Origin of the sequence: Dokdonella ginsengisoli (assembly GCF_042652785.1) — a bacterium.
In the GTDB taxonomy this organism is placed as follows: Bacteria; Pseudomonadota; Gammaproteobacteria; order Xanthomonadales; family Rhodanobacteraceae; genus Dokdonella_A; species Dokdonella_A ginsengisoli.
Genome location: NZ_JBHSHD010000015.1, coordinates 28,320 through 49,286, shown reverse-complemented (window position 1 = coordinate 49,286; position 20,967 = coordinate 28,320). Strand labels below are relative to the sequence as shown.

Genomic DNA, 20,967 nt, shown 5'->3' with positions numbered 1-20,967 from the left:
TTTCGAGGAACCCGCATGAAGCTGTCCGAAGTCCGCGAACGCGCGTTCGCGATGCCGCTGACGAATCCCTCGTACCCGCCGGCGCCGTACCGGTTCCGCGACCGCGAATACGTCATCGTCACCTACCGCACCGATCCGGACGCGCTCGCCGCGGTCGTGCCCGAGCCGCTGGAGATCGTCGAGCCGGTGGTGAAGTACGAATTCATCCGCATGCCCGATTCGACCGGCTTCGGCGACTACACCGAGTCGGGGCAGGTCATCCCGGTGCGCTACCGCGGCGAGGAGGGCGTCTACGTGCACTCGATGTACCTGGACGACGACGCACCGATCGCCGGCGGCCGCGAGATCTGGGGTTTTCCCAAGAAGCTGGCGAGTCCGAAGATCGTGCACGAAGGCGACGTCATCGTCGGCACGCTGCACTACGGCAGCCAGCTCTGCGCCACCGGCACGATGGGCTACAAGCATCGCGAGGTCGACCACGCGGGCGTGCTGAAGGCGCTGGCGGTGCCGAATTTCCTGCTCAAGATCATTCCGCACGTCGACGGCAGCCCGCGCATCCTCGAACTGGTGCGCTATTTCCTCACCGACGTCACGCTGAAAGGCGCATGGACCGCGCCGGCCGCGCTGCAGCTGTACGCGCACGCGATCGCCGACGTGGCGCGGCTGCCGGTGCTGGAGGTGAAGTCGGCGCTGCACTTCGTCGCCGACCTGACCCTCGGCCCGGGCGAGGTCGTGCACGACTACCTGGCCGGGACGTAAGGCCACGTTCGGGAGTCGGCGTCATTCCTGCGCAAGCGGGAATCCATCTTCCACGGCGTTCCAGAGCGACTGGCATCGCGAGCCGACACTCCAGCCTCGACGTCATTCCCGCGAAAGCGGGAATCCATGTTCGTGGCCGCCCGAGAGCGAAATGGATGCCCGCTTTCGCGGGCATGACGTCGGTGCGGGTTTGGGGCGGTACGTCTTCGGGGAGACCAAAGACGTCGTGATCCAGAAGCCGCCCCGCCGGCTCGAGCCCGAAATCGCCCCCGACCCTGCCGTCCGGCCCATGCGTGCACCGCCGCCGGCGTCCTAGCATCGCGCCGCCAACCGTCGCGAGGGGAGCATCGCCATGTCCGGTCTACGAATTCTGCGCGCCCGTGTGGTCGCCGCCTGCCTGTTCGCCACCGCCGGGCCGGTCTGGGCCGTGCACGGCATCGATCCGTCCGACATCGACCGCAACGCCGACGCCTGCACCGACTTCTTCCAGTACGCCAACGGCGCCTGGCGCGCGAACCATCCGATCCCGCAGTACATGGACCGCTGGAGCAAGCGCTGGGAGTCGGGCGAGCTCAACAAGGAACGCGTGCGCGACCTGCTCGCCGACATGGCGGCCAGACGCGACTGGCCGGCCGGCAGTCCCGAGCAGCTGTCGGGCGATTTCTACGCCGCCTGCATGGACGAAAGCCACGTTGACGAACTCGGCCTGAAGCCGGCGCAGCCGCTGCTCGACGAGATTGCCGCGATCAAGGCGCGTGCCGACGTGCAGCGCACGATCGGCCGCCTGCACGAGATCGGCGTCGGCGTGCCGTTCAAGATCGTCGTGGCGCAGGACCTGCACGACCCGACCCGCGTCATCGCGCACGTCGACGCCGGCGGCCTGGGCATGCCGGACCGCGACTACTACCTCAAGACCGACCAGCGCTTCGTCGAAGCACGCGACAAGTACCGCACGCACGTGGCGAAGATGTTCGAGCTCGCCGGCGCCAGGCCGGCCATGGCGAAGCAGGACGCCGCCGTCGTGTTCGCGTTCGAGAAGCGCCTGGCCGAGGCATCGCTGGACAACGTCGCGCTGCGCGATCCGCACAACGAAGACCACAGGACGAACTTCGCCGGCCTGGTCGCACAGGCGCCCGCGTTCGACTGGGCCGCGTACTTCGACGCCGCCAGGATCCCGCGCGAGGATCTGAACGTGACGCAGCCGAAGTTCCTGCAGCGCTTCGCCGCGGAGCTGAAGTCCACGCCCGTCGCGCAGTGGCAAACCTACCTGCGCTGGCAGGTGCTCAACGCCGCGGCCGATGCGCTGTCGACACCGTTCGTCGAGGAGAACTTCGCCTTCAACGGCCGCTACCTCGCCGGCACCACGCAGATGAAGCCGCGCTGGAAGCGCTGCGCCGAGGCCACCGACCGACAGCTCGGCGAAGCGCTCGGGCGCAAGTACGTGGAGAAGTATTTCCCGCCGGAAGCCAAGGCGCGCATGCAGGAGATGGTGCGCAACATCCTGCTGGCGATGAAGGACACCATTGGCGGCCTGGACTGGATGGGCGAGGAGACCAAAAAGAAGGCGCTGGAAAAACTCGCCACCTTCAACCCGAAGATCGGCTATCCGGACACGTGGAAGGACTATCGCGGCCTCACCGTCGCCCGCGCCAGCCATTGGGACAACACCGTCGCCGCCTCGCGCTGGAACACCGCCGACGAGCGCGCGCAGATCGGCAAGCCGGTCGACCGCGGCCGCTGGGGCATGACGCCGCCGACCTCGAATGCGTACTACAACCCGATGTTGAACGAGATCGTCTTCCCGGCCGGCATCCTGCAGCCGCCGGCGTTCGACGTGAACGCCACCGACGCGGTCAACTACGGCGCGATCGGCGTCATCATCGGCCACGAGATCAGCCACGGCTTCGACGACCAGGGCGCGCAGTTCGACGCGCAGGGCCGCCTGGCCAACTGGTGGACGCCGGAAGACGAGAAGAAATTCCAGGCGCGCGGGCAGTGCGTGGTGGACCAGTTCGAAGGTTACTTCATCGAGCCGGGCATACATCACAACGGCAAGCTCGTGCTCGGCGAATCGATCGGCGACCTGGGCGGCGCCAAGCTGGCCTGGCTGGCCTACCGCAAGTCGCGCGAAGGCAAGGAAGCCGAACCCACCCTCGACGGCTTCACGCCCGAGCAGCAGTTCTTCCTCGCCTGGGGCCAGGTGCGCGGCGACGAGACGCGGCCGGAAACGCAGCGCACGATGGTGCAGGGCGATCCGCATCCGGTCGCCAAGTACCGCGTCAACGGCCCGCTGTCGAACCTGCCGGCGTTCCGCGCCGCGTTCCAGTGCAAGGCCGACGCGCCGATGGTGCGGCCGGACAAGGATCGCTGCGAGGTCTGGTGAGCGCGGTGGCGCCGCGGCGCAAGGCCGCGGCGTCCTGACATCGTCATCCGCGTCCGCTAGGCTGCCGTCGGGCGGAACTGCGCCGCGAGGCCTTGCGATGGGCGGGAACGAAGTCGTCGTCGAATCCGGCACGGTCGTCGTGCTGCGCCATTTCGACATCGCCTACTCGATCGACCTCGCGCGCGCGGAAGGCCTGTGCGCGGCGCATTCCAGCGCGGCGAGCCGCCGCGGCCGCCTCGGCTCGGTGCCGGAGAAGGCGCTCGCCTTCGGCGTGCCGCCGGTGCAGCTGCCGCTGGCCCCGCTCGCGCTCGACATCGGCGGCTGCAGCCGCGACGTCGGCGTCACCGCGCGCCTCTACGATTTCGGCGTCGTCGTGCTGGCCGTGCGCGTGCCGGTGGCGCACTGCGCGTGGAGCGACTTCGTCGCGCTGGCGCAGGCCGCCGACCAGGCGATCGGCCCGGCGGCGCGCAGCCGATTCTGGGAAGAACGGCTCGACGAGGTGCGCGCGGTCATCGCGCCGGCGCTGCTGCGGCCTTCCGAGGTGACGCTCGAGGAGGATTACCTGCTCGCCGTCGTGCACGCCTTCGGCGAGCCGCTGACGGCAACCGCGCTGCTCGACCGCGTGGACCTCGTGCCGCTGCTGTCCGGCGAGACGCGGCGCCTGTCCGAATCGGCGCGGCGCGACCTGCTGCGGCAGAGCCATTCCTACTACGAGGACGACCTCGTCGTGCTGACCTGGGACCGCGCCTTCATCTACGAGCCGCGCGGGGATTCCGACGTCGCCGACGTGCTCGAGGTGGCCAACGCGCAGCTGCTCGAACTGCGCTACTACGACGAGCTGCTCGACGCGGAGCTGCCGCGCATGTACGACCTGGTCGAGGAAGCGCGCGGCGCAGCCTCGCTGCGCGCCGCGCGCCGCTTCGCGCACCTCGCGCGCCGGCTGTACACGCTGGTGGCCGAGGTCACCGAGCTGACCGAGAAGGTCGACAACGCGCTGCAGGTCACCGAGGACGTCTACCTCGCGCGCATCTACGCCTCCGCCCTCGACCTGTTCCGCGTGCCCAAGCTCGGCGCCGCGGTCGACCGCAAGCTGGCGATCGTGCGCGACACCTACACGGCGCTGTACGACGAGGCCTCGAGCCGCCGCGCCGAGCTGCTGGAAATCGCCATCGTGCTGCTGATCGTGATCGAGGTCGTGCTGGCGCTGGTGCGGCACTGACGCGGCAGGGGAGGCCTCGCGGGCTCCCGGATGGCTTCGTCATCCCCGCGAACGCGCAGATCCACGTTGATTCTCGTCCCGCGAAATCGAAAGCCCGATGGATTCCCGCGTCCGCGGGAATGACGTTGGTAGGGTTTGAAAGGGCCTCGACTGGCGTCATCCCCGCCAACGCGGGGATCCACGTTGATTCTCGCCCCACGACATCGAAAGCCACATGGATTCCCGCGTCCGCGGGAATGACGTCGGCGGGGTTTGGATGAGTCTCGACTGGCGTCATCCCCGCCAACGCGGGGATCCACGTTGATTCTCGCCCCGCGAAATCGAAAGCCCGATGGATTCCCGCGTCCGCGGGAATGACGTCGGTGACGTTTGGATGAGTCTCGATTGCCGTCATCCCCGCGAACGCGGGGATCCACGTTGATTCTCGTCGCACGACATCGAAAGCGCGATGGATTCCCGCGTCCGCGGGAATGACGTCGGGAAGGTTCGAGGCAATCTCCAGTGTCGTTGGCGTTCTCGAAACACCGACTCAGCCTATCGGCTTCGTCCGCGCAACCGCGCCACGCACCAGGCGCGCGAGCACGCGCTCGCGCCAGGACAGGTCGCCGCGTGCGAAATCCAGCCGCGCGAGCACCGCCGGCACCTCTTCCGCAGAACCGGGCGCGAGCAAGGCGCCGAGCAGGGCAGGCCAGCGCCGCGGATCGGTCGCGCAGGATTTCAGCCACAGCAGCGCCGGCAGCACGCGGCGCTCGACGGTATCGAAGTCGCTGCCGAACGGAAACGTCGGCAGCAGGCCGCGGTCGGAGAACGGCCGCAGCCGCGCGCGCAGCGCCTCGGGCGTGTTCGCGCGCCAGGCGTCGGGCACGCGGAAGTCGCGCGGCAGCTTGCCGGCGCGCACCGCGTCGGCGGCGAGCGCGTCGACGAAGCGCGCGTCGCTGATCGCCAGCATCGCGCGCACGCAGGCCTCGTCGGACCTGCCGCGCAGGTCGGCCACGCCGTATTCGGTCACGTAGAGGTCGCGCAGGTGGCGCGGAATCGTCGTGTGGCCGTAGTTCCAGCGCAGGTTCGATTCGATGCGCCGGCCGCTCTTGCGCGTGGCGCGCAGCAGCAGCGCCGAGCGGCCGCCGTCGAGCGCGTGCGCCATCGCGACGAAGTTGTACTGGCCGCCGACGCCGCTGACGACGCGGCCGTCCTCCAGCGCGTCGGAGGTCGCCGCACCGAGCAGGCTCGCCATCATGCAGGTGTTGAAGAAGCGCGCGTCGCGGCGCTGCAGCGCGTCGAGCTGCTCGCGCCCGCCGTACAGCTGGTTGACGTCGGACACGCGGCACATCGCCAGGCCCGCGTAGTCCTCGCCGTCGAGCGTGCGCAGCCAGTCGTAGAAATCCCTGCTGCCGAGATAGAACGCGCCCTTGAGGTAGTGGCCGCCCGGCGCCTGCGCGCCGGCGTCGACGGCGCGCTGCACGTCCGCGTCGTCGTGCACGCGCCGCACCAGGATGCCGGCGCGGCGCAGGTGCATGAAGCCGTCCATGATCATCTCGCTGGCGCCGTACAGGCCGCGCGCGAACGGCGCGAGGCCGCCGATGCGCGCGATCAGTCCGTCCTTCTCCGGCTCGTCGCCGCGCAGCGCGCGCAACGCGCCGAGATAGTCCGCATTGGCGCGATGGCGCAGCAGCAGCGCGTATACGATCGCGTCGGACAAGGCACCGATGCCGATCTGCAAGGTGCCGCCGTCGCGCACCAGCGCGCTGGCGTGCAGGCCGATCGCGTACTCGGCGGCGTCGACCGAGCCGCGCGGCAGCGCGAACAGCGGCTGCGCCGCTTCGGTTTCCTCCACCAGCGCATCGAACAGCTCCGCGCCGACTTCGGCATCGCCGCCCAGGAACGGCAGCCCCGCGTGCACCACGCCGATCACCAGCGGCCGCGGCCGGCCGCGCGCGGCCAGCGCGTCGAGCACGTCCAGGGTCACGTCGGGATTGCACGACAGGCTGTAGCGCGCCTCGGCGCCTTCGCCGCGCCGCGCCACCAGCTGCACGATCGCGTCGAGCCCTTCCTCGGCCAGGTCGCGCGCGACGTGCGTGTAGTTGATGCTGGCGTAGTCGCGCTGCGCCTGCGCCGAGCCGAGCATCGCGCCGGACTGGAAGTAGAACTCCTGCACGCGCACGTTCGCCGGCAGGCGGCCGGCTTTCAGGTCCGCCACGTAGTCCAGGCGCGGATAGCCGGCGCCGAACTGGCGCGCCAGGAAGGGTTCGAGAAAGCGCCGTTCCAGCTCGCTGCCGGGTTCGGGCGGGTCCAGCGACAGCGCCGTGTACAAGGTCATGCGCCGCGCCGGATCGGCCTTGACGCGCGCGTACAGCGCGTTGAGCAGCCGGTTCGGCTTGCCCAGGCCGAGCGGCGCGGCGACGGCCAGGTGCGGTACGCCGCGCGCGAGCAGCAGGTCGATCGCGGCCTCCGGCGAAAGGCGGGGCGGGGTCGGGCGCATGCGAAGGTCCCGGCGGCAGAGAGTCGAAGCATTCTGCCAGCCTCGTGCCGCGTTCGCCGATGTCGGCAATCGGCCCGAATTGGCGTATCCCCGTGTGGAAGGGACCTCCGCGCCGCGAGGCGCCGGCCAGGGACGGCGAGGGGCAAGCGAACCGAAGTCGAACGGCCGTGCGCGCCGCCCGCGGAAGGCGGCGTCGCGCGCGGCGATGCGCAGGCGGCGAGCGCCGCCGAGGAGCACAGCATGAGCACGACGATCGTCGAAGGCCGGGCCGCCGCGAGTCCGCCCGCTGAAAGTCCCCCTGCTGCCGCCGCGCCCGCCGCGGACGGCAAGCCGGTCAAGTGGTGGCAGTGGATCATCGTCTACCCGGCGCTGGCGATGTCGCTGTCGGGCAACGTGCCGGCCCTGGTGCGCCAGGCCGAGGCCTGGCTGAAGGACGCCCCGGCCGACCGCATCACGCAGCTGCAGACCCAGCTGCGGCTGCTGAAGGAGAACCTGCCGTGCACGCAGGAGGCGATGAACCACGCCTCGAAGATGCGCAACTCGGAAATCGCCATCGGCACTGCCGTGTGCGAGCGCGGCGACGTGGCGATCGTGGCGCAGAGCCCGGACGCAGGCGCTTATCCGCTGCCGGTGATCGTGCCGTTCGACCAGCTGCTGCCGCGCGCGGAAGCGAAGGCGAGCGCGTGGAACCTGGTGCTGCCGATCTCGACCGCGCACGCGCAGGCGTTTTCCCCGCCGTCCGCGCAGCTCGCCACCGTGATCTGCCAGCGCCCGCCCGACGCCGGCGGCAACTTCCTGCGCCGCATCAAGAAGCCGGACGGGCAGTGCGTGGACGTCATCACCAACGTCTACAACGGCCGGGTCGTCAGCGAGACGCCGGCACCGTGCGAGCCGACCTGCTGAGTTTTTCGCGCACGCGGCATCCGCCGCTGCGCATCGATCGAGGCGAATTCGAGGACGAGGACCATGCGATGAATCGCGAGATCAGCAACGCGGCCTGGCTGGCCCTGGCCAAGCAACTGGGCATCGAAGTCGCCACGCTGCGCGCGGTGGCCGAGGTGGAATCCAACGGCGCCGGCTTCCTGCCGCCGCCGTCGGAGCGGCCCAAGGTGCTGTTCGAGGGGCACGTGTTCCATCGCCTCACGCAAGGGCGCTACGACGCCGCGCACCCGAACCTCAGCTACCGCGTGTGGGATCGCACGCAGTACTCCGGCTCGCTCGCCGGCGAGTGGGCGCGCCTGGACGCCGCCTGCGCACTCGACCGCACCGCCGCGCTGCAATCGGCCAGCTGGGGCATGTTCCAGATCATGGGCTTCAACTACGCCGCCTGCGGCTGCGCCGACGTCGACGCCTTCGTCGCCGCGCAGTCGGCCGGCGCCGATCCGCAGCTCGCCCTGTTCGCGCGCTTCGTCGCGCGCGCGCCGTTCGTCGCCGCGCTGCGCGCCAAGGACTGGGCCGGCTTCGCCCGCGCCTACAACGGCAGCGGCTACCGGCAGAACGCCTACGACACCAAGCTGCGCGAGGCCTACCGCCGCTTCAGCGCAGCGCCGCCCGCCGCGGCCGCAACAGCCAGGCCGGCGGCGAAGAAGAAATCCGCCGCGCGCACGAAGGCGCTCAAGCCCTCCGTGCTGCCGCCCGGCCGCGCCAGCTTCACCACCGTGTCGCCGCAGCGGTTTCCCGCGCGCCGCGCGCCGGTGCGCCCGGACTCGGTCGACCTGCGCGACTGGCTGTACCGGCCCAGCATCGCCGTCAGCCCGCGCGCCTGGATGCTGCCCAACGACCCGCGCGCGGTGAAGGACCAGAAGCAATCCAACGCCTGCACCGGCTTCGCACTGGCGACCGTGATCGAAACCCTGCTCGCGCGCGGCGACCGGCCGGCCGAGCAGATCTCCGGCTACATGCTCTACAGCATGGCGCGCCGCTACGACGAATGGAGCGACAACGACGAAGCCGACGCCGGCTCCTCGCTGCGCGGCGCGCTCAAGGGTTGGACGCGCCACGGCGGCAGCCTCGCGCGGCTGTGGAAGAACCCGGCCATGCCGGCGGCGACCAACGATCCCAACACCGACTGGTGGCTCGACGCGGTCAAGCGCCCGCTCGGCACCTACTACCGCATCGCGCCGAAGGAGATCCGCGACATCCACGTCGCCCTCGCCGAAGCCGGCGTGGTCTACGCCAGCGCGATGATCCACGACGGCTGGTCCGCGCTGGCCAACGGCGAGCCGACCGAACCGCCGACGCAGATCACCCAGCTGCGCCGCATCGCGCCCGCGCGCGGCACCGCCGGCCACGCCTTCGCCATCGTCGGCTACAGCGACGCCGGCTTCGTCGTGCAGAACTCGTGGGGCCCCAGCTGGGGCCACGGCGGCTTCGCCATCCTCACCTACGACGACTGGCTGCAGAACGCGATGGACTGCTGGGTCGTGCAGCTGGGCGTGGTCACCAGCGAGCACGAGAAGGTGGCCGAGAACGCCACCCTGCAGCCGAAGGCCGCCGGCCAGCCCGTGGCGCTGGCCACCGACCCGACCCTGGCCGATCACCAGATCGGCCCGTTCGTCGTCGACATGGAGAACAACGGCGAGCTGAGCCAGCGCGGCCGCTTCCGCACCAACCCGGACGACCTCGTGCAGCTGCTCGACTTCCACCTGCGCAAGGCCTGCGAGGAATGGAAGCTCGGCACCGGCGACACCGTCGACGTCGCCATCTACGCGCACGGCGGCCTGGTCGACGAGGACGCCGCCGCGCAGACCGCGCGCACCTGGATTCCGCTGCTGCGCTCCAACGGCATCTTCCCGATCTTCCTGATGTGGGAGACCGGCGCGTTCAAGACGCTCACCAACCTGCTGGAAGACTTCGCCGCCGAGCAGGACAAGGCCGCGCGCGACACCGCCGGCGGCTGGTGGGACCGCTTCAAGGACGCCGTGGAAGACTGGAAGAACGAGCGCATCGAAAGCTTCGCGCGCTGGCCCGGCGGCAAGCTGTGGGGCGAGATGAAGCAGAACGCCGACGCGCTCTCGCGCGCGCAGCGCGCCGGCGTGGTGCAGCTGTTCAAGCTGTTCCGCCAGCGCGAGAAGACCCTGCCGAAAGTGCGCCTGCACCTGATCGGCCACTCCGCCGGCGCCATCGTGCACTGCCACCTCGGCCAGCGCGCCGCGCAGCAGGGCCTGAACATCGCCACGCTCAGCTTCCTCGCCCCCGCCGCGACCATCGAGCTGTTCGACACCTGCCTCGGCGAACTCGTCGCCAGGACGCCGATCCGCAGCCTGTTCGCCAACCTCACCGACGCCGCCGAACGCGCCGACCCCACCTGCAGCCCCTACGGCCACTCACTGCTCTATCTGCTCGCGCAATCGCTCGAAGGCGGCCAGGACGTGCCGATCCTCGGCATGGACAAATTCCTCGTGCCGGCGGTGGTCACGCATGCGTGGGGAGAGCGCATCGGCCGCCTCGCCAGCCCCGGCGGCGTGTTCGCCCCCGGCGCCGCGGCGACCAAGTCGACCACGCACGGCGGCATGGACGACGATGCCGCCGTGCAGGATGCGGTGATCCGGCACATCAAGGGGGTGGGGTGGAGTGGGCCGGTGGTCAGGGCGGTGGGGTTGTGAGGGGAGGGCAGCGCAGACAAGTGTCGAGGGCGAATGGAAGTGGCTGATTTCGACCCATAGCGGGCATCAGGCTGCACGCGAGCGTACTTGGCGCCTCTCGCGGGCGTAGCCACTCGGCGACCGACCAACGTAGCGGGCGAAGGCGGTGCTGAACGCGCTAGCCGACGAATAGCCCACGCGCTCGGCGACCTTTTCCATCACCAGATCCTGGCGATCGAGGATGTCTTTCGCGATCGCCATGCGCCAGGCGAGCAGATATTCCATCGGCGGCATGCCAACCGCGCGGATGAAGCGCTGGAAGTAGGCCGACCTCGACAGTGCCGCGACCTTCGCCAGTTGCTCCACCGTCCACGCGCGCGACGGGTCGCAATGCATTTCCCGGATCGACAGGGCAAGACGTTCGTCCGCCAGGCCGCGCAGCAGGCCGACCGGTGCAGCATCGCCCGGTGCCGCCCGCAAGGCCTCTATGAGCAGGACCTCGACCAGCCGGGTCAGGATGAGGTCGCGCCCCGACTTCGATTGCATGGCTTCCTCGCGCACGAGACGCACCAGCATGCCGAAACGATCCTCGCCGCGGACGTGGACGACGGGTGGAAGCAGCGCCACCAGCAGCGCCGTGTCTGGCGAATCGAAGACGAAGTAACCGCCCAGCATGCGCACGTCGGGCTCGCCTTCGAGCGAACCATGGCGCAATTCATGGCCCTGGTCTGCGATGGTGGCGGGATCGACGTGCTGCGGATCGACCCGTTCGAACCCCGACAGAACAAATCCCGGCGTTGCGGGCAGGAACACGAAGTCGCCTGCCTTCAAGTGCAGCGGAGGCGCGCCGTCGACCTGCAGGAGACAGGCGCCGTCGGTCACCACGCAAAAGCCCGGGTGCCCGAACGGCGCGTAGCGGACGCCCCACTTTCCCGCGCCGGAAATGCTTTTTCCCATGACTTTGTTGGGTCGAAGCAGGGTGATCAGCTCAGCCAGCGGATCGGCCATTCCAGGACTCCAGCCAATGTTTACTGGACTCTAGAGCATCGATAGTCCTTTGTCGCAGGCCTATCGTAGCTGCACCTACCCACCACGGAGTTCCCGCAATGAAGACCGTTCTCATCACTGGCAGTTCTTCCGGCTACGGGCTCGAAACCGCCCGTTACTTCCACGATCGCGGCTGGAATGTCGTCGCCACGATGCGTCGGCCGGGCCCCGGCCTCTTGCCCGCGTCCGACCGCATGCGGCTGGTCGCGCTGGACGTCACCAACGCCGACAGCATCGCGCGCGCCGTTGCCGAGGCCGGCCCGATCGATGTACTCGTCAACAACGCCGGCATTGGCGTTGTCGGCGCCTTCGAGGCTACCTCGATGCAATCCGTGCGCGAAGTGTTCGAGACCAACACATTCGGCACGATGGCGATGGTGCAGGCCGTGATTCCGCAGATGCGCGCGCGCCGGGCCGGCACGATCGTGAATGTCACTTCGAGCGTCACCCTGGCCAGCATGCCGCTCGCCGCCGCCTACACGGGCAGCAAGACCGCAGTCGAAGGCTTCACCGGTTCGCTGGCGCATGAACTTGGTGCGTTCGACATCCGGGTCAAACTGGTCGAACCCGGTTACTGCCCGACCACGCGGTTCGCCGAGAACGGGGCCGAGCGCATGAACGGCCTTATCCCGGATACCTATGCGGACTATGCCCGGCCGATCTTCGAAGCCTTCGCCCGTCCCCAGGCGATGACGCAACCTCAGGATGTGGCCGAAGCAGTTTGGCGGGCCGTGCACGACGGTTCCGACCAGTTCCATTTCCCCGCCGGTGCCGATGCCGTCGCATTGGCAGGGCCGCGGTGAGCGCGCGGAAACGGGGTCAGGTTCAATCGCGAGTGGGCCGCAGGGAATCAGCCAGAAGCAGCAACCAGAAATAGCGGCAGGTTCACTTGCCAATGGCAGCAAAGAATCGAGGCACTCTGATTCATTCTCACCGCATCCGCGAACTCACCCAAAACGGGACCAGGTTCACTTCGCTCATGCCGAGATCCTCGGAAGTGAACCTGACGCCGTTTCACCAGCCTCGGCGGCGTGTTCGTCCCCGGTGCCGCGGCGACCAAGTCGACCACGCATGGCGGCATGGACGACGATGCGGCCGTGCAGGATGCGGTGATCCGGCACATCAAGGGGGCGGGGTGGGGTGGGCCGGTGGTTAGGGCGGTGGTGTTGTGAGGGGGCGGCGCAGATAGTGTGTCGAGGGTGAATGGGGGTGGCTGATTTCGACCCAAAGCGGACATGATGAGCAGATCGAAAAAGTCCGGCGACTCACTCGGGCTCCACTGGTACTTCCGAGTGATCTCGCAGAAATCGATCAAAAAACGCACCGCGGTAGCCGATGAAGCGCAGTACAATCCGATCCAAAAAACGGAGCATCCAAAAGTATTCTTCAGCGGCTGTTTTGAACGGCCAATCCTCTGGTGGCGCATCCATTTGGCAGACGAATCGCGCTTCATGAATCAACTGATTGCGCGAATGGGCGAACTGCTTGATTTCGGTGTCACTGACGTTGATGCTGATGGCTTGGCACACCTGCTTAATGGCATTGCGAAACGTAGGTCGCAATATATCTCCCGCCTTCGCGCCGATCGCGCGAGCCAGGGCATCCTTCGCGTCATTGGTCAAGTCTTCCTTGAGGAGGGGAGGAAGTTCGGTCGCGACAAAGACGCGGAATCGCTCGACGAACTCTCTACGGGCAGCATTGGACTGAAACGGCAACGCGTCGATCTTATTCCCAGTGACGATCGTGACGACGGCATCGATAGTCATGCCCAGTTTCGCGCCCCTTAGCTCTGTGAAGTCGTCGTCAGTTGTCGCGTTTGTAAGAAGTCCGAGCAGGCGACGGGCCGAGGCACGGTTCTCCGAGCGAAAACGTGCATAAGGTTGCCACGTCTGCTCAATAAACGGCCACATCGCCTCAGCACCGATGAGGACCAAGGGAACGTACGGTCCACTGATTGGATTTCCGATGAACAGCGAAACGACACTGCCTTCAGCATCGAGCCCCTCGACATAGGCCCAAGACACCCGGCATCCGCGTGAATAGCTTGCGAGTTCGCACGCTATGTCTGCGATTGCCGACGCCTGTGCTTGATCGGCCTTGGCGATGGTGAGTGTCGCAGTTATCGCGTGGCGATGCAGAGTGCGCAACTCGGCAGCAGCATTCTCGTAGTCGTCAACCGAGCGCCAAGACAACCTAGTTCCTGCGCACTGTTGATCGACATCGAATACCTCACTCAGTACGAGGTTCGTCAGTGCAAAGCGGTGTGTGGTCGCGACGGCATCTTTTCGCGCACGCTCGGCATTGTCTGCAGAGATCGTCAGCCATCCTTCGTCGGTCGCTTTCGGGTGCGCGCTTCGTACCCAATCGCGAAGGGTCACCCGCGTCGACCAGCGATCGTCGTGGGCCAACAGTTTCTTCGGGCTTTCACCGACAAACGGCATGATCTGGAGGTCTGGCTGACCAAGCTCAGTTGTGCCATTTCCGCGCACCAGAACGAAAAGATTGCCGGATCGCGTCTGAACAAGCTGCCAGTCGACGCCGATTTGCATGTGCTCAAACTCGACGACGCCTTGTCCGCTTTCGTGAAATACGAAACGGTCCAACCATTCGCGATGGATCGTGTGATTGATGCCCCAAATCATTCGCTGTATACGACGAACAACGAGCGCGAACACCGTTCGAACCTTGATCGCGATGTGCTTGAAGGGAAAGCCATACAAAGGACTGCCTCTCGGTTGCCGAAGGCGGTAGGCCGAGACACGCTTGAACCGTGTTGTAGGGCCGCCTGTTAGTAGGTGAATGCTAGATGGCAGATTCAATCGACGCTAGCATCAAGAAGATCCGCATTACGATTGAGAGTTCTTGGAGCAATATCAACGCCGATTCGCAGCGTTCCACTTGACGGAATGGTTAGTCATCAAATGCGATGAGCCCCCGCTGCCGCTTGCCGTAAGCCGTAACCAAGAGATTGGCGAGCTCGGAAACTGTAAATATGCACTTGTATGGAACGAACAGTGTGGGCGAGTCTCGATGTGTTCCATGCTCGTCTCGCAGCCTGTTCGGCATGAACGGGATGAAATATTCAAGGAGAAACCCTTCCAGCAAGAAGAGAACGGAATAGCCAATGCTGGATGGCTCTCTGGCGATAGGCGAGACGATCAAATTTTTTAACGTTTCCGGCGAAAAAGCACCTTCCGCTCCTGAATTGTCAACCAAACGAGCGAGGCGAACTCCGAACTTTGCGGGGGACTGCGCCTCGCCATTGAGTAGGGATTGACGCGCGGCTTCAATCGCCTCTACAGGCGCATGCACGTTGTGGAATGTCTCCTGCTTAGAGACTGCGGCTCTCCAGACAATTGAGGTGAGAAATAGCTTGAACAGCTTGTACGAATGGTTCCGAAAAGTGATGCCTTCGTCGTGCTTGGAAAATTGAATGCTAGCGCCGCCTCGGATGAGCTTGAGGCCATAAGTTTCGTAGTCCCGAATCTTGCCCTCGCACTTCTGGCAAAGAAGGTATTCCCACCAGGACTCCTGTGACCGAACAATTTTGGAGCTGGGGTGATCATTAAACGTGATAAGATTTCCGGTCTTTTGACGTTTCTTGATTCGACGGAATAGTGCGTTCGGAATGATGTGCGACTCGCATAACTGCGAATCGACAAGACATAGCGAACAGCAACCTTGGATCACGATGAATTCCGAATAGTCAAATACAGATCGACCGCACTGGGGCGTTGCGCGTATGGTCAGCGGACAAGTGCCTCCGTCAAGCATCTCAGCACGTACCAAACGCATCGACGAATGGCGGCTTTTCGGTTTGATCTTGTGCGGGCCAACGTCCGCTTCTGGCCAATAGCGGACCCTCAGTCCGCCAAGTCTACCCAGATATCTCAAGCGCATAGTCCCCCCCCCGACTCCAGGCAATAAAGGGCTCGCTATGGTCGTCCCAGTGTAGCCCCGTGCTCGCCGCGTCAAGGCCAAGCCCTTCGGGCGCGCTCCGCGCGGCCTTGACCCGCCTGCGCGCGGGGCTTGAAGGGTATCGCCCACAGCGACCCCTCCCGGATCGCGGGCGAACCGGAGAACAGCCATGCGCAATGCACCTCGCGATCACAACGCCCCCGACGCCCTCGCTCTACAAATCGCCGAACTCAACTACGCCCTCTCGTGCCACATCCCCGCCATGAAGCGCCGCGTGCGCATCTACACCGGCTACGGCTCGGTCGAGTTCTACGGCACGCAGGCGCGCAGGATCGCCGCGATGTGCGAAGGCATCCTGCAGCGGCGCTTGCAGCGCCTCGAACGCCAGAGCGGCTTGCCGCGCTGAGGCGTCGCGCCGGGCGGCGTTGCGCCGCCCGGCGTTTTCCTCACGCGCGCGCGGGGCGGCGTGCGGGTCGTCGGGGCTTTCGCGTGGGGCACGGGCCGGTTCCGGCCGCGGAACCGGCGCCGGTCACTGCGGCGCGGCGTCCGTGGGGGCCGAGTCCATCCACACCATCGCCCACACGTGGCCGTCGGGGTCGGCCAGGTCGCGCGAGTACATGAAGCCGTGGTCCTCGGGCGGGTTCACGTCGGCCTGCCCGCCGTGCGCGGCGGCGGCGCGGTTCATCGCGTCGACCGCGTCGCGGGTGTCCATCGACAGCGACAGCATGTGTCCGGCCGATTCGGCCGGCGGCAGCGGGCGCTGGGTGAAAGTGCGCCATTTGGCGTGGGTCAGCAGCATCACGTAGATGGCCTCGCTCCACACCATGCAGGCGCCGCCGTCGTCGCTGAATTGCGGGTTCTGCTCGAATCCCAGCGCCTGGTAGAACGCGATCGAGGCCTTCAGGTCGGCGATCGGCAGGCTGATGAAGATCATCTTGGTCATGGGGGCTTTCCTGTGGAGGGGCGGAGGTGCGAAGGCTCCGCGCGATTGTGCGCGGCTTCCTTCCCACGACGAGCGATCGCCGCCGGAATCGACACGGCCGGATCTTCCGCTTCGCTGGACCGTTGCGCCAAGCGAGCCGGTGCGTTCCTCACCCGTCCGTCGACACGGTGAGCGCTTCCCAGGCGCGGAACTCGTCCGCCAGGGCGGCCAGCTTGCCGCGCACCAGCGCGAGCGCGTCGCTGCCCAGCAGCAGGTGGGCCGGCGGACGCTCCGCCGCGATCGCCGCCAGCATCGCCCGCGCCGCCTTGGCCGGATCGCCGGGCTGCCTGCCGCTTTTTTCCTCGCGCGCCTGGCGGATGGGATCGAAGATGGCGTCGTAGTCGGGGATCGAGCGCGGCGTGCGCGTCATCGAGCGCCCGGCCCAGTCGGTGCGGAACGAGCCCGGCGCCACCGCCGTTACCGCGATGCCGAAGGGCTCCACCTCCTTGCCGAGGCTTTCGGAGATCCCTTCGAGCGCGAACTTGCTGCCGCAGTAGTAGGCGATGCCCGGCATCGTGATGTGCCCGCCCATCGAGGTCACGTTGAGGATGTGGCCGCGCCGGCGCGCGCGCATGAAGGGCAGCACGGCTTTCATCATCGCCACCGCGCCGAACACGTTCACGTCGAACTGCCGGCGCAGCTCCGCCAGCGGCGATTCCTCCAGCAGGCCTTCGTGGCCGTAGCCGGCGTTGTTGACCAGCACGTCGATGGGGCCGACGCGGTTCTCGATCTCCGACACCACGCCGTCGATGCGCTCGAAATCGGTCACGTCGAGCACGTGCGCGAACGCCGCGGTGGCGGACAGGGATTGGAATTCCCGTTTCGCTGGTTCGCTTCTCACCGTGCCGACGACGGTGTGGCCGGCGGCCAGCGCTTCGTGCGCGAGCGCGCGGCCGAAGCCGCTGCTGACGCCGGTGACGAGCAGGATCTTGCTGGAGGTCATGGGGCTTTTCCCGGGTGGTTGCGAAGGCTGCATGCTAGTCTTGCGCAAAGGCGCCATCGAGCCGGAATCCGCTGCTTTTCTTGCCCAAAACTATGAAGCCGAAGACCGCTTCCGTCCGACGCCCCGAGCCGCCTCCCGACGCGCGGGCGCAGCGGATCGCACTGCTGCGCGCCCTGGCGCCGCAGGAGGGCTACAACCTGACGGCGCTGCCGAGCGTGCGCATCCTGCGTTCCGACCGCGCGCTGTCGCGCACGCCGGTGCTGTACGACCCCGGCCTCGTCATCGTCTGCCAGGGCCGCAAGCGCGGCTATTTCGGCGGCCAGCTTTACCTGTACGACGAGGATCACTACCTCGCCGTCTCCGTGCCCGTTCCCTTCAGCATGGAGACCGACGCGACGCCGCAGCGCCCGCTGCTCGCGCTGTACCTGCACCTGGATTTCGCGATGGCCGCCGAGCTGGCCGCGCAGATCGACCGCGAAGGCACGGCGCCGCGCGCGCCCGCGCCACGCAGCCTGATGTCCACGCCGATGGACGAGGCGATGCGCGCCTCGGTGCTGCGTTTTCTGCAGGCCCTGCACCAGCCGCTGGAAGCTGCCGTGCTGGGGCCGGGCCTGCTGCGCGAGCTGTACTTCCGCGTGCTCACCGGCGCGCAGGGCAACGCGATGCGCGAGGCGCTGGCGATGCGCGGGCCGTTCGGCCGCATCGGCCGCTCGCTACGCCGCGTGCACGCCGGCTACGCGCAGCCGCTCGACGTAGCCCAGCTGGCCGGCGAAGCGGGCATGAGCGTGCCGAGCTTCCACAGCCACTTCAAGGCGGTCACCGGCGTGTCGCCGATGCAGTACGTGAAGTCGACGCGCCTGCACCAGGCGCGATTGCTGATGGTGCGCCAGGACCTGACCGCCGAGTCGGCCAGCCACGCCGTCGGCTACACCAGCGCCTCGCAGTTCAGCCGCGAGTTCAAGCGGCTGTTCGGCCTCACGCCCGCCGCCGAGGCGCGGCGCATGCGCGAGAGCTTCGCCCTTCCGCCGGCGTTCGCGGACGCGGCGTACGTGTCCTCGCACTGAGGCTGCTGGCCGCGTGCCGGAGCGGATGCGGGGATCCGGCCTCGTCGCGAAGCACTCCCATCCGTGAACGGCGACGGGCGCAATCGCGCCGGAATCGCGCCACTGTTGGCGCGATTCCGGCGCGATTCCAATCCAGTGACGTAGCCGGCACGGGAGGCCGTCGAGATTTCAACTTGTCCCGAAGATCCTTCCAAAAGGCGTGCTTGGCAGCGGATGTCTCCGATAGGGAGATCTGACCTGCGCCTTGGACGGATTCGGTGACGTCTGCCTTGGTCGGAACGGTCGTGCACGGCCGTTCCCGCCGTATGCGAGTTCAGGCCCCACCGCGCAATGATGCGGACCATGCGCTGGCGCATCCATCGACCCAGCAGGGTTCCATCGCCATTTCCAGGCGGCAACATGGCGATCACGGCGATACCCACGCGTTACAAGGGGTACCCCTTTCGCAGTCGTCTGGTGGCCAGATGGGCTGTCTTTTTTCGACGCGGCTGGGGGTCAAGTGGGAGTACGGGCCTGTGGCGATGAGATCGGGCTGCAGGTTCTTCACCCGTCTGATGCGAAGGGCTTGCCGCGCTACCGCATGGGGATCGCGTCGTCATCAAAATGAGGTCCATGGCAGCATGAAGGGCGGTTGCTCCTGCGGGGACGAGCACGCGCGGCTGAGGCCCTTGTCCGGCGCATTGGCGGCGGCCAGGGCCGCTCGCTTCGACCATCGCGCTTGAGGGGTCGACAAGCTCTTCCTGGAGCCTTCGCGATTCGTGTGGCCATAAATCCTCTCGTCCATGAGGATTTCGCCTCCTGGAGGCGGCACCGAGCAGCAATCCTCACGATCGAAAGGATTTTGTGTATGATGCGTTCCTTGCCCTGAAAATCCTTTCGATCGCGAGGATTGCACGATGAAGATAACGATCCAAAGCGCCGAGCAGTTGGGGCCGCTGGTGCGGGCGGTTCGCAAGGCTCAAGGTATCCGCCAGGACGATGCGGCGGGCAGCATCGGTGTCAGCGAGAACTTCCTGGGCAAGATCGAGCGTGGGGGCGCCACAGTCCAGTGGGGCAAGCTGTTCGGCGTGCTCAGGGACCTGGGCATCCATGTCCTCGTCGACGTACCGGACGAAATCGCCACCAAGGTGCAGGTGGCGCGGGTGAAGGGGCGCGCCGGATGACCGGGCGGTCCCTGATCGCCTGGGCCGACGAAACCCCGATCGGCACGCTGGAAGAGGCGTCGGGCATCTGGCGCTTCCAGTATCAGCCCACGTGGCTGGAGACCCCGACCGCCTATGCCTTGAGCCCGTCGATGCCGCTGCAGGCGGATCCGATCCAGGACGGCGGGTCGCAGCGGCCGGTGCAGTGGTACTTCGATAACCTGCTGCCGGAAGAGGGGCAAAGGCGGTTGTTGGCGAAGGACGCCAGCATGGATGTAGCCGATGCGTTCGGGTTGCTGGGGTACTACGGCGCCGAGTCGGCAGGCTCGGTGAGCCTGTTGCCGCCTGGGACGTCGCCGGGGACAGGGGAAGGATTCGTGCCCCTCTCCGACGAAGACCTGTCAGCGCGAATCCGGAAGTTGCCCATCGTTCCGCTGGTGCATGGAGCGGTGAAGCGAATGTCCCTCGCCGGTGCACAGCACAAGCTGGCGGTCGTGATCAGGGATGGCGCGTTGTTCGAACCGGTGGGGTCGGAGCCGTCCAGGCACATCCTGAAACCGGATCATCCGGACCCGGATTATCCGCATAGCGTGGTCAACGAGTGGTTCGTGATGACGTTGGCTCGTCGGATGGGGCTGGATGTGCCTGCCGTCGAGCGTCGCTACGTGCCGGAGCCGGTGTACCTGATCGAGCGCTTCGACCGATGGATGGATGGGCACAGTTGTCGGCGACGGCACGCGATCGACGCCTGCCAGTTGTTGGGCGTGGATCGCAGCTTCAAGTACACGCAAGGCAGCATGGAGAGCTTGGCCAGGATCGCCGAGGCCTGCCGCAACAAGGCCCAGGCTCGCGTGCGGCTTTACAACTGGCTGGTCTTCAACGTGCTGACCGGTAACAACGACGCGCACCTGAAGAACCTGAGCTTTCTGGTCGACGCAAATGGAGTGCAACTGGCGCCACACTACGATCTGCTGTGCACGGCGTGCTATGAAGCGTCGCTATTCGACAAGCATGGCTGGCCAGCCCAGACGCAAATGGCCTGGCCGATCCTGGGCATCACGCATTTCTCGGACGTCAGTCATGCCTTGCTGCTGGAGGCGGGCGGGGTGCTTGGCATACGTCCTTCACAGGCGCGACGCCTGCTCCAGGTGCAACGCGACAGGATCGTCGACGAGGCCACCCGGCTGCTTGCGGAGGTGGAGGCCGACGTCGAGGAACTGGCGCGGCAACGCCCTGATCTGGCGCCGACGCTCACCGGCGAACTCCGCTGCCTGCGCGGCATGCTTCACGTGGTCATTCGTGAAATGGCGCAGCAGCTGCAAGCAGCCTGAAGCAGCTGCCATGATGGATTCTGCCGGAGCGGGATTTAATTCCCTTGTGCGGCAGCGTGCGGTCGGCGCAGGACCTTGCCGGCTTCTCGCATGTCTTCCAGATTGGTCGGGTCCAC

Annotated in this window: 16 protein-coding genes; 10 read left to right on the top strand and 6 right to left on the bottom strand. The window is 66.8% G+C overall.

Annotated elements, in window-relative coordinates:
• The first annotated feature begins 15 nt into the window (after positions 1 to 15).
• The 3 genes from ACFO6Q_RS17460 to ACFO6Q_RS17450 all read left to right on the top strand — a co-directional run bounded on the left by ACFO6Q_RS17460 (position 16) and on the right by ACFO6Q_RS17450 (position 4,361).
• Positions 16 to 759 carry an acetoacetate decarboxylase gene (locus ACFO6Q_RS17460; protein ID WP_380022400.1) on the top strand — a complete coding sequence of 248 codons (744 nt, stop codon included), beginning with the start codon at positions 16 to 18 and terminating at the stop codon, positions 757 to 759.
• A gap of 352 nt (positions 760 to 1,111) precedes the next feature.
• The gene (locus ACFO6Q_RS17455; RefSeq protein ID WP_380022399.1) at positions 1,112 to 3,142 is read left to right on the top strand and encodes a M13 family metallopeptidase; all 2,031 of its coding nucleotides are present in this window, start codon (positions 1,112 to 1,114) and stop codon (positions 3,140 to 3,142) included.
• Positions 3,143 to 3,239: 97 nt separating this feature from the next.
• Entirely contained in the window at positions 3,240 to 4,361 is a 1,122-nt protein-coding gene (locus ACFO6Q_RS17450; RefSeq protein WP_380022398.1) for an RMD1 family protein, read from the top strand.
• Between the two features lie 529 nt (positions 4,362 to 4,890).
• Here the strand turns inward: ACFO6Q_RS17450 and ACFO6Q_RS17445 are convergent.
• A complete protein-coding gene (locus ACFO6Q_RS17445; RefSeq protein ID WP_380022397.1) occupies positions 4,891 to 6,840 on the bottom strand; it encodes an acetyl-CoA hydrolase/transferase C-terminal domain-containing protein in 1,950 nt (649 codons plus the stop codon).
• A 240-nt stretch (positions 6,841 to 7,080) separates the two neighbouring features.
• Here ACFO6Q_RS17445 and ACFO6Q_RS17440 point away from each other — a divergent pair, with 240 nt between their 5' ends.
• Both ACFO6Q_RS17440 and ACFO6Q_RS17435 read left to right on the top strand, forming a co-directional pair.
• Positions 7,081 to 7,743, top strand: a complete 663-nt coding sequence (locus ACFO6Q_RS17440; RefSeq protein WP_380022396.1) for a hypothetical protein — start codon at positions 7,081 to 7,083, stop codon at positions 7,741 to 7,743.
• Entirely contained in the window at positions 7,725 to 10,445 is a 2,721-nt protein-coding gene (locus ACFO6Q_RS17435; RefSeq protein WP_380022395.1) for an N-acetylmuramidase domain-containing protein, read from the top strand. The genes ACFO6Q_RS17440 and ACFO6Q_RS17435 overlap by 19 nt, the downstream gene beginning before the upstream one ends.
• A gap of 66 nt (positions 10,446 to 10,511) precedes the next feature.
• Here ACFO6Q_RS17435 and ACFO6Q_RS17430 read toward each other — a convergent pair whose 3' ends face one another.
• The gene (locus tag ACFO6Q_RS17430; protein WP_380022394.1) at positions 10,512 to 11,432 is read right to left on the bottom strand and encodes an AraC family transcriptional regulator; all 921 of its coding nucleotides are present in this window, start codon (positions 11,430 to 11,432) and stop codon (positions 10,512 to 10,514) included.
• A gap of 98 nt (positions 11,433 to 11,530) precedes the next feature.
• On the opposite strand from ACFO6Q_RS17430, the gene ACFO6Q_RS17425 reads away from it, so the two are divergent.
• On the top strand, positions 11,531 to 12,274 hold the full coding sequence (locus tag ACFO6Q_RS17425) for an SDR family oxidoreductase (protein WP_380022393.1): 744 nt from the start codon (positions 11,531 to 11,533) through the stop codon (positions 12,272 to 12,274).
• A gap of 462 nt (positions 12,275 to 12,736) precedes the next feature.
• Here ACFO6Q_RS17425 and ACFO6Q_RS17420 read toward each other — a convergent pair whose 3' ends face one another.
• Together ACFO6Q_RS17420 and ACFO6Q_RS17415 are read right to left on the bottom strand one after the other, a co-directional pair.
• Positions 12,737 to 14,191, bottom strand: coding sequence for a hypothetical protein (locus ACFO6Q_RS17420; RefSeq protein ID WP_380022392.1), 1,455 nt, complete (start codon positions 14,189 to 14,191; stop codon positions 12,737 to 12,739).
• Positions 14,192 to 14,381: 190 nt separating this feature from the next.
• Positions 14,382 to 15,161: a hypothetical protein gene (locus tag ACFO6Q_RS17415; protein ID WP_380022391.1), complete on the bottom strand. Its 780-nt coding sequence runs from the start codon at positions 15,159 to 15,161 to the stop codon at positions 14,382 to 14,384.
• 397 nt (positions 15,162 to 15,558) lie between these two features.
• Between ACFO6Q_RS17415 and ACFO6Q_RS17410 the strand changes: the two genes are divergently transcribed.
• Complete coding sequence (locus ACFO6Q_RS17410; RefSeq protein WP_380022390.1) at positions 15,559 to 15,795, top strand: hypothetical protein; 237 nt, start codon at positions 15,559 to 15,561, stop codon at positions 15,793 to 15,795.
• A gap of 123 nt (positions 15,796 to 15,918) precedes the next feature.
• Here ACFO6Q_RS17410 and ACFO6Q_RS17405 read toward each other — a convergent pair whose 3' ends face one another.
• Positions 15,919 to 16,332: a VOC family protein gene (locus tag ACFO6Q_RS17405; RefSeq protein ID WP_380022389.1), complete on the bottom strand. Its 414-nt coding sequence runs from the start codon at positions 16,330 to 16,332 to the stop codon at positions 15,919 to 15,921.
• 148 nt (positions 16,333 to 16,480) lie between these two features.
• Positions 16,481 to 17,314 carry an oxidoreductase gene (locus tag ACFO6Q_RS17400; protein ID WP_380022388.1) on the bottom strand — a complete coding sequence of 278 codons (834 nt, stop codon included), beginning with the start codon at positions 17,312 to 17,314 and terminating at the stop codon, positions 16,481 to 16,483.
• A gap of 80 nt (positions 17,315 to 17,394) precedes the next feature.
• On the opposite strand from ACFO6Q_RS17400, the gene ACFO6Q_RS17395 reads away from it, so the two are divergent.
• The 3 genes from ACFO6Q_RS17395 to ACFO6Q_RS17385 all read left to right on the top strand — a co-directional run bounded on the left by ACFO6Q_RS17395 (position 17,395) and on the right by ACFO6Q_RS17385 (position 20,851).
• A complete protein-coding gene (locus tag ACFO6Q_RS17395; protein ID WP_380022387.1) occupies positions 17,395 to 18,378 on the top strand; it encodes an AraC family transcriptional regulator in 984 nt (327 codons plus the stop codon).
• Between the two features lie 896 nt (positions 18,379 to 19,274).
• Positions 19,275 to 19,541 (top strand): helix-turn-helix domain-containing protein, encoded by a 267-nt coding sequence (locus ACFO6Q_RS17390; RefSeq protein WP_380022386.1) that lies wholly within the window; start codon positions 19,275 to 19,277, stop codon positions 19,539 to 19,541.
• Positions 19,538 to 20,851: a HipA domain-containing protein gene (locus ACFO6Q_RS17385; RefSeq protein ID WP_380022385.1), complete on the top strand. Its 1,314-nt coding sequence runs from the start codon at positions 19,538 to 19,540 to the stop codon at positions 20,849 to 20,851. Before ACFO6Q_RS17390 ends, ACFO6Q_RS17385 begins: the two co-directional genes overlap by 4 nt.
• Positions 20,852 to 20,967 lie beyond the last annotated feature (116 nt).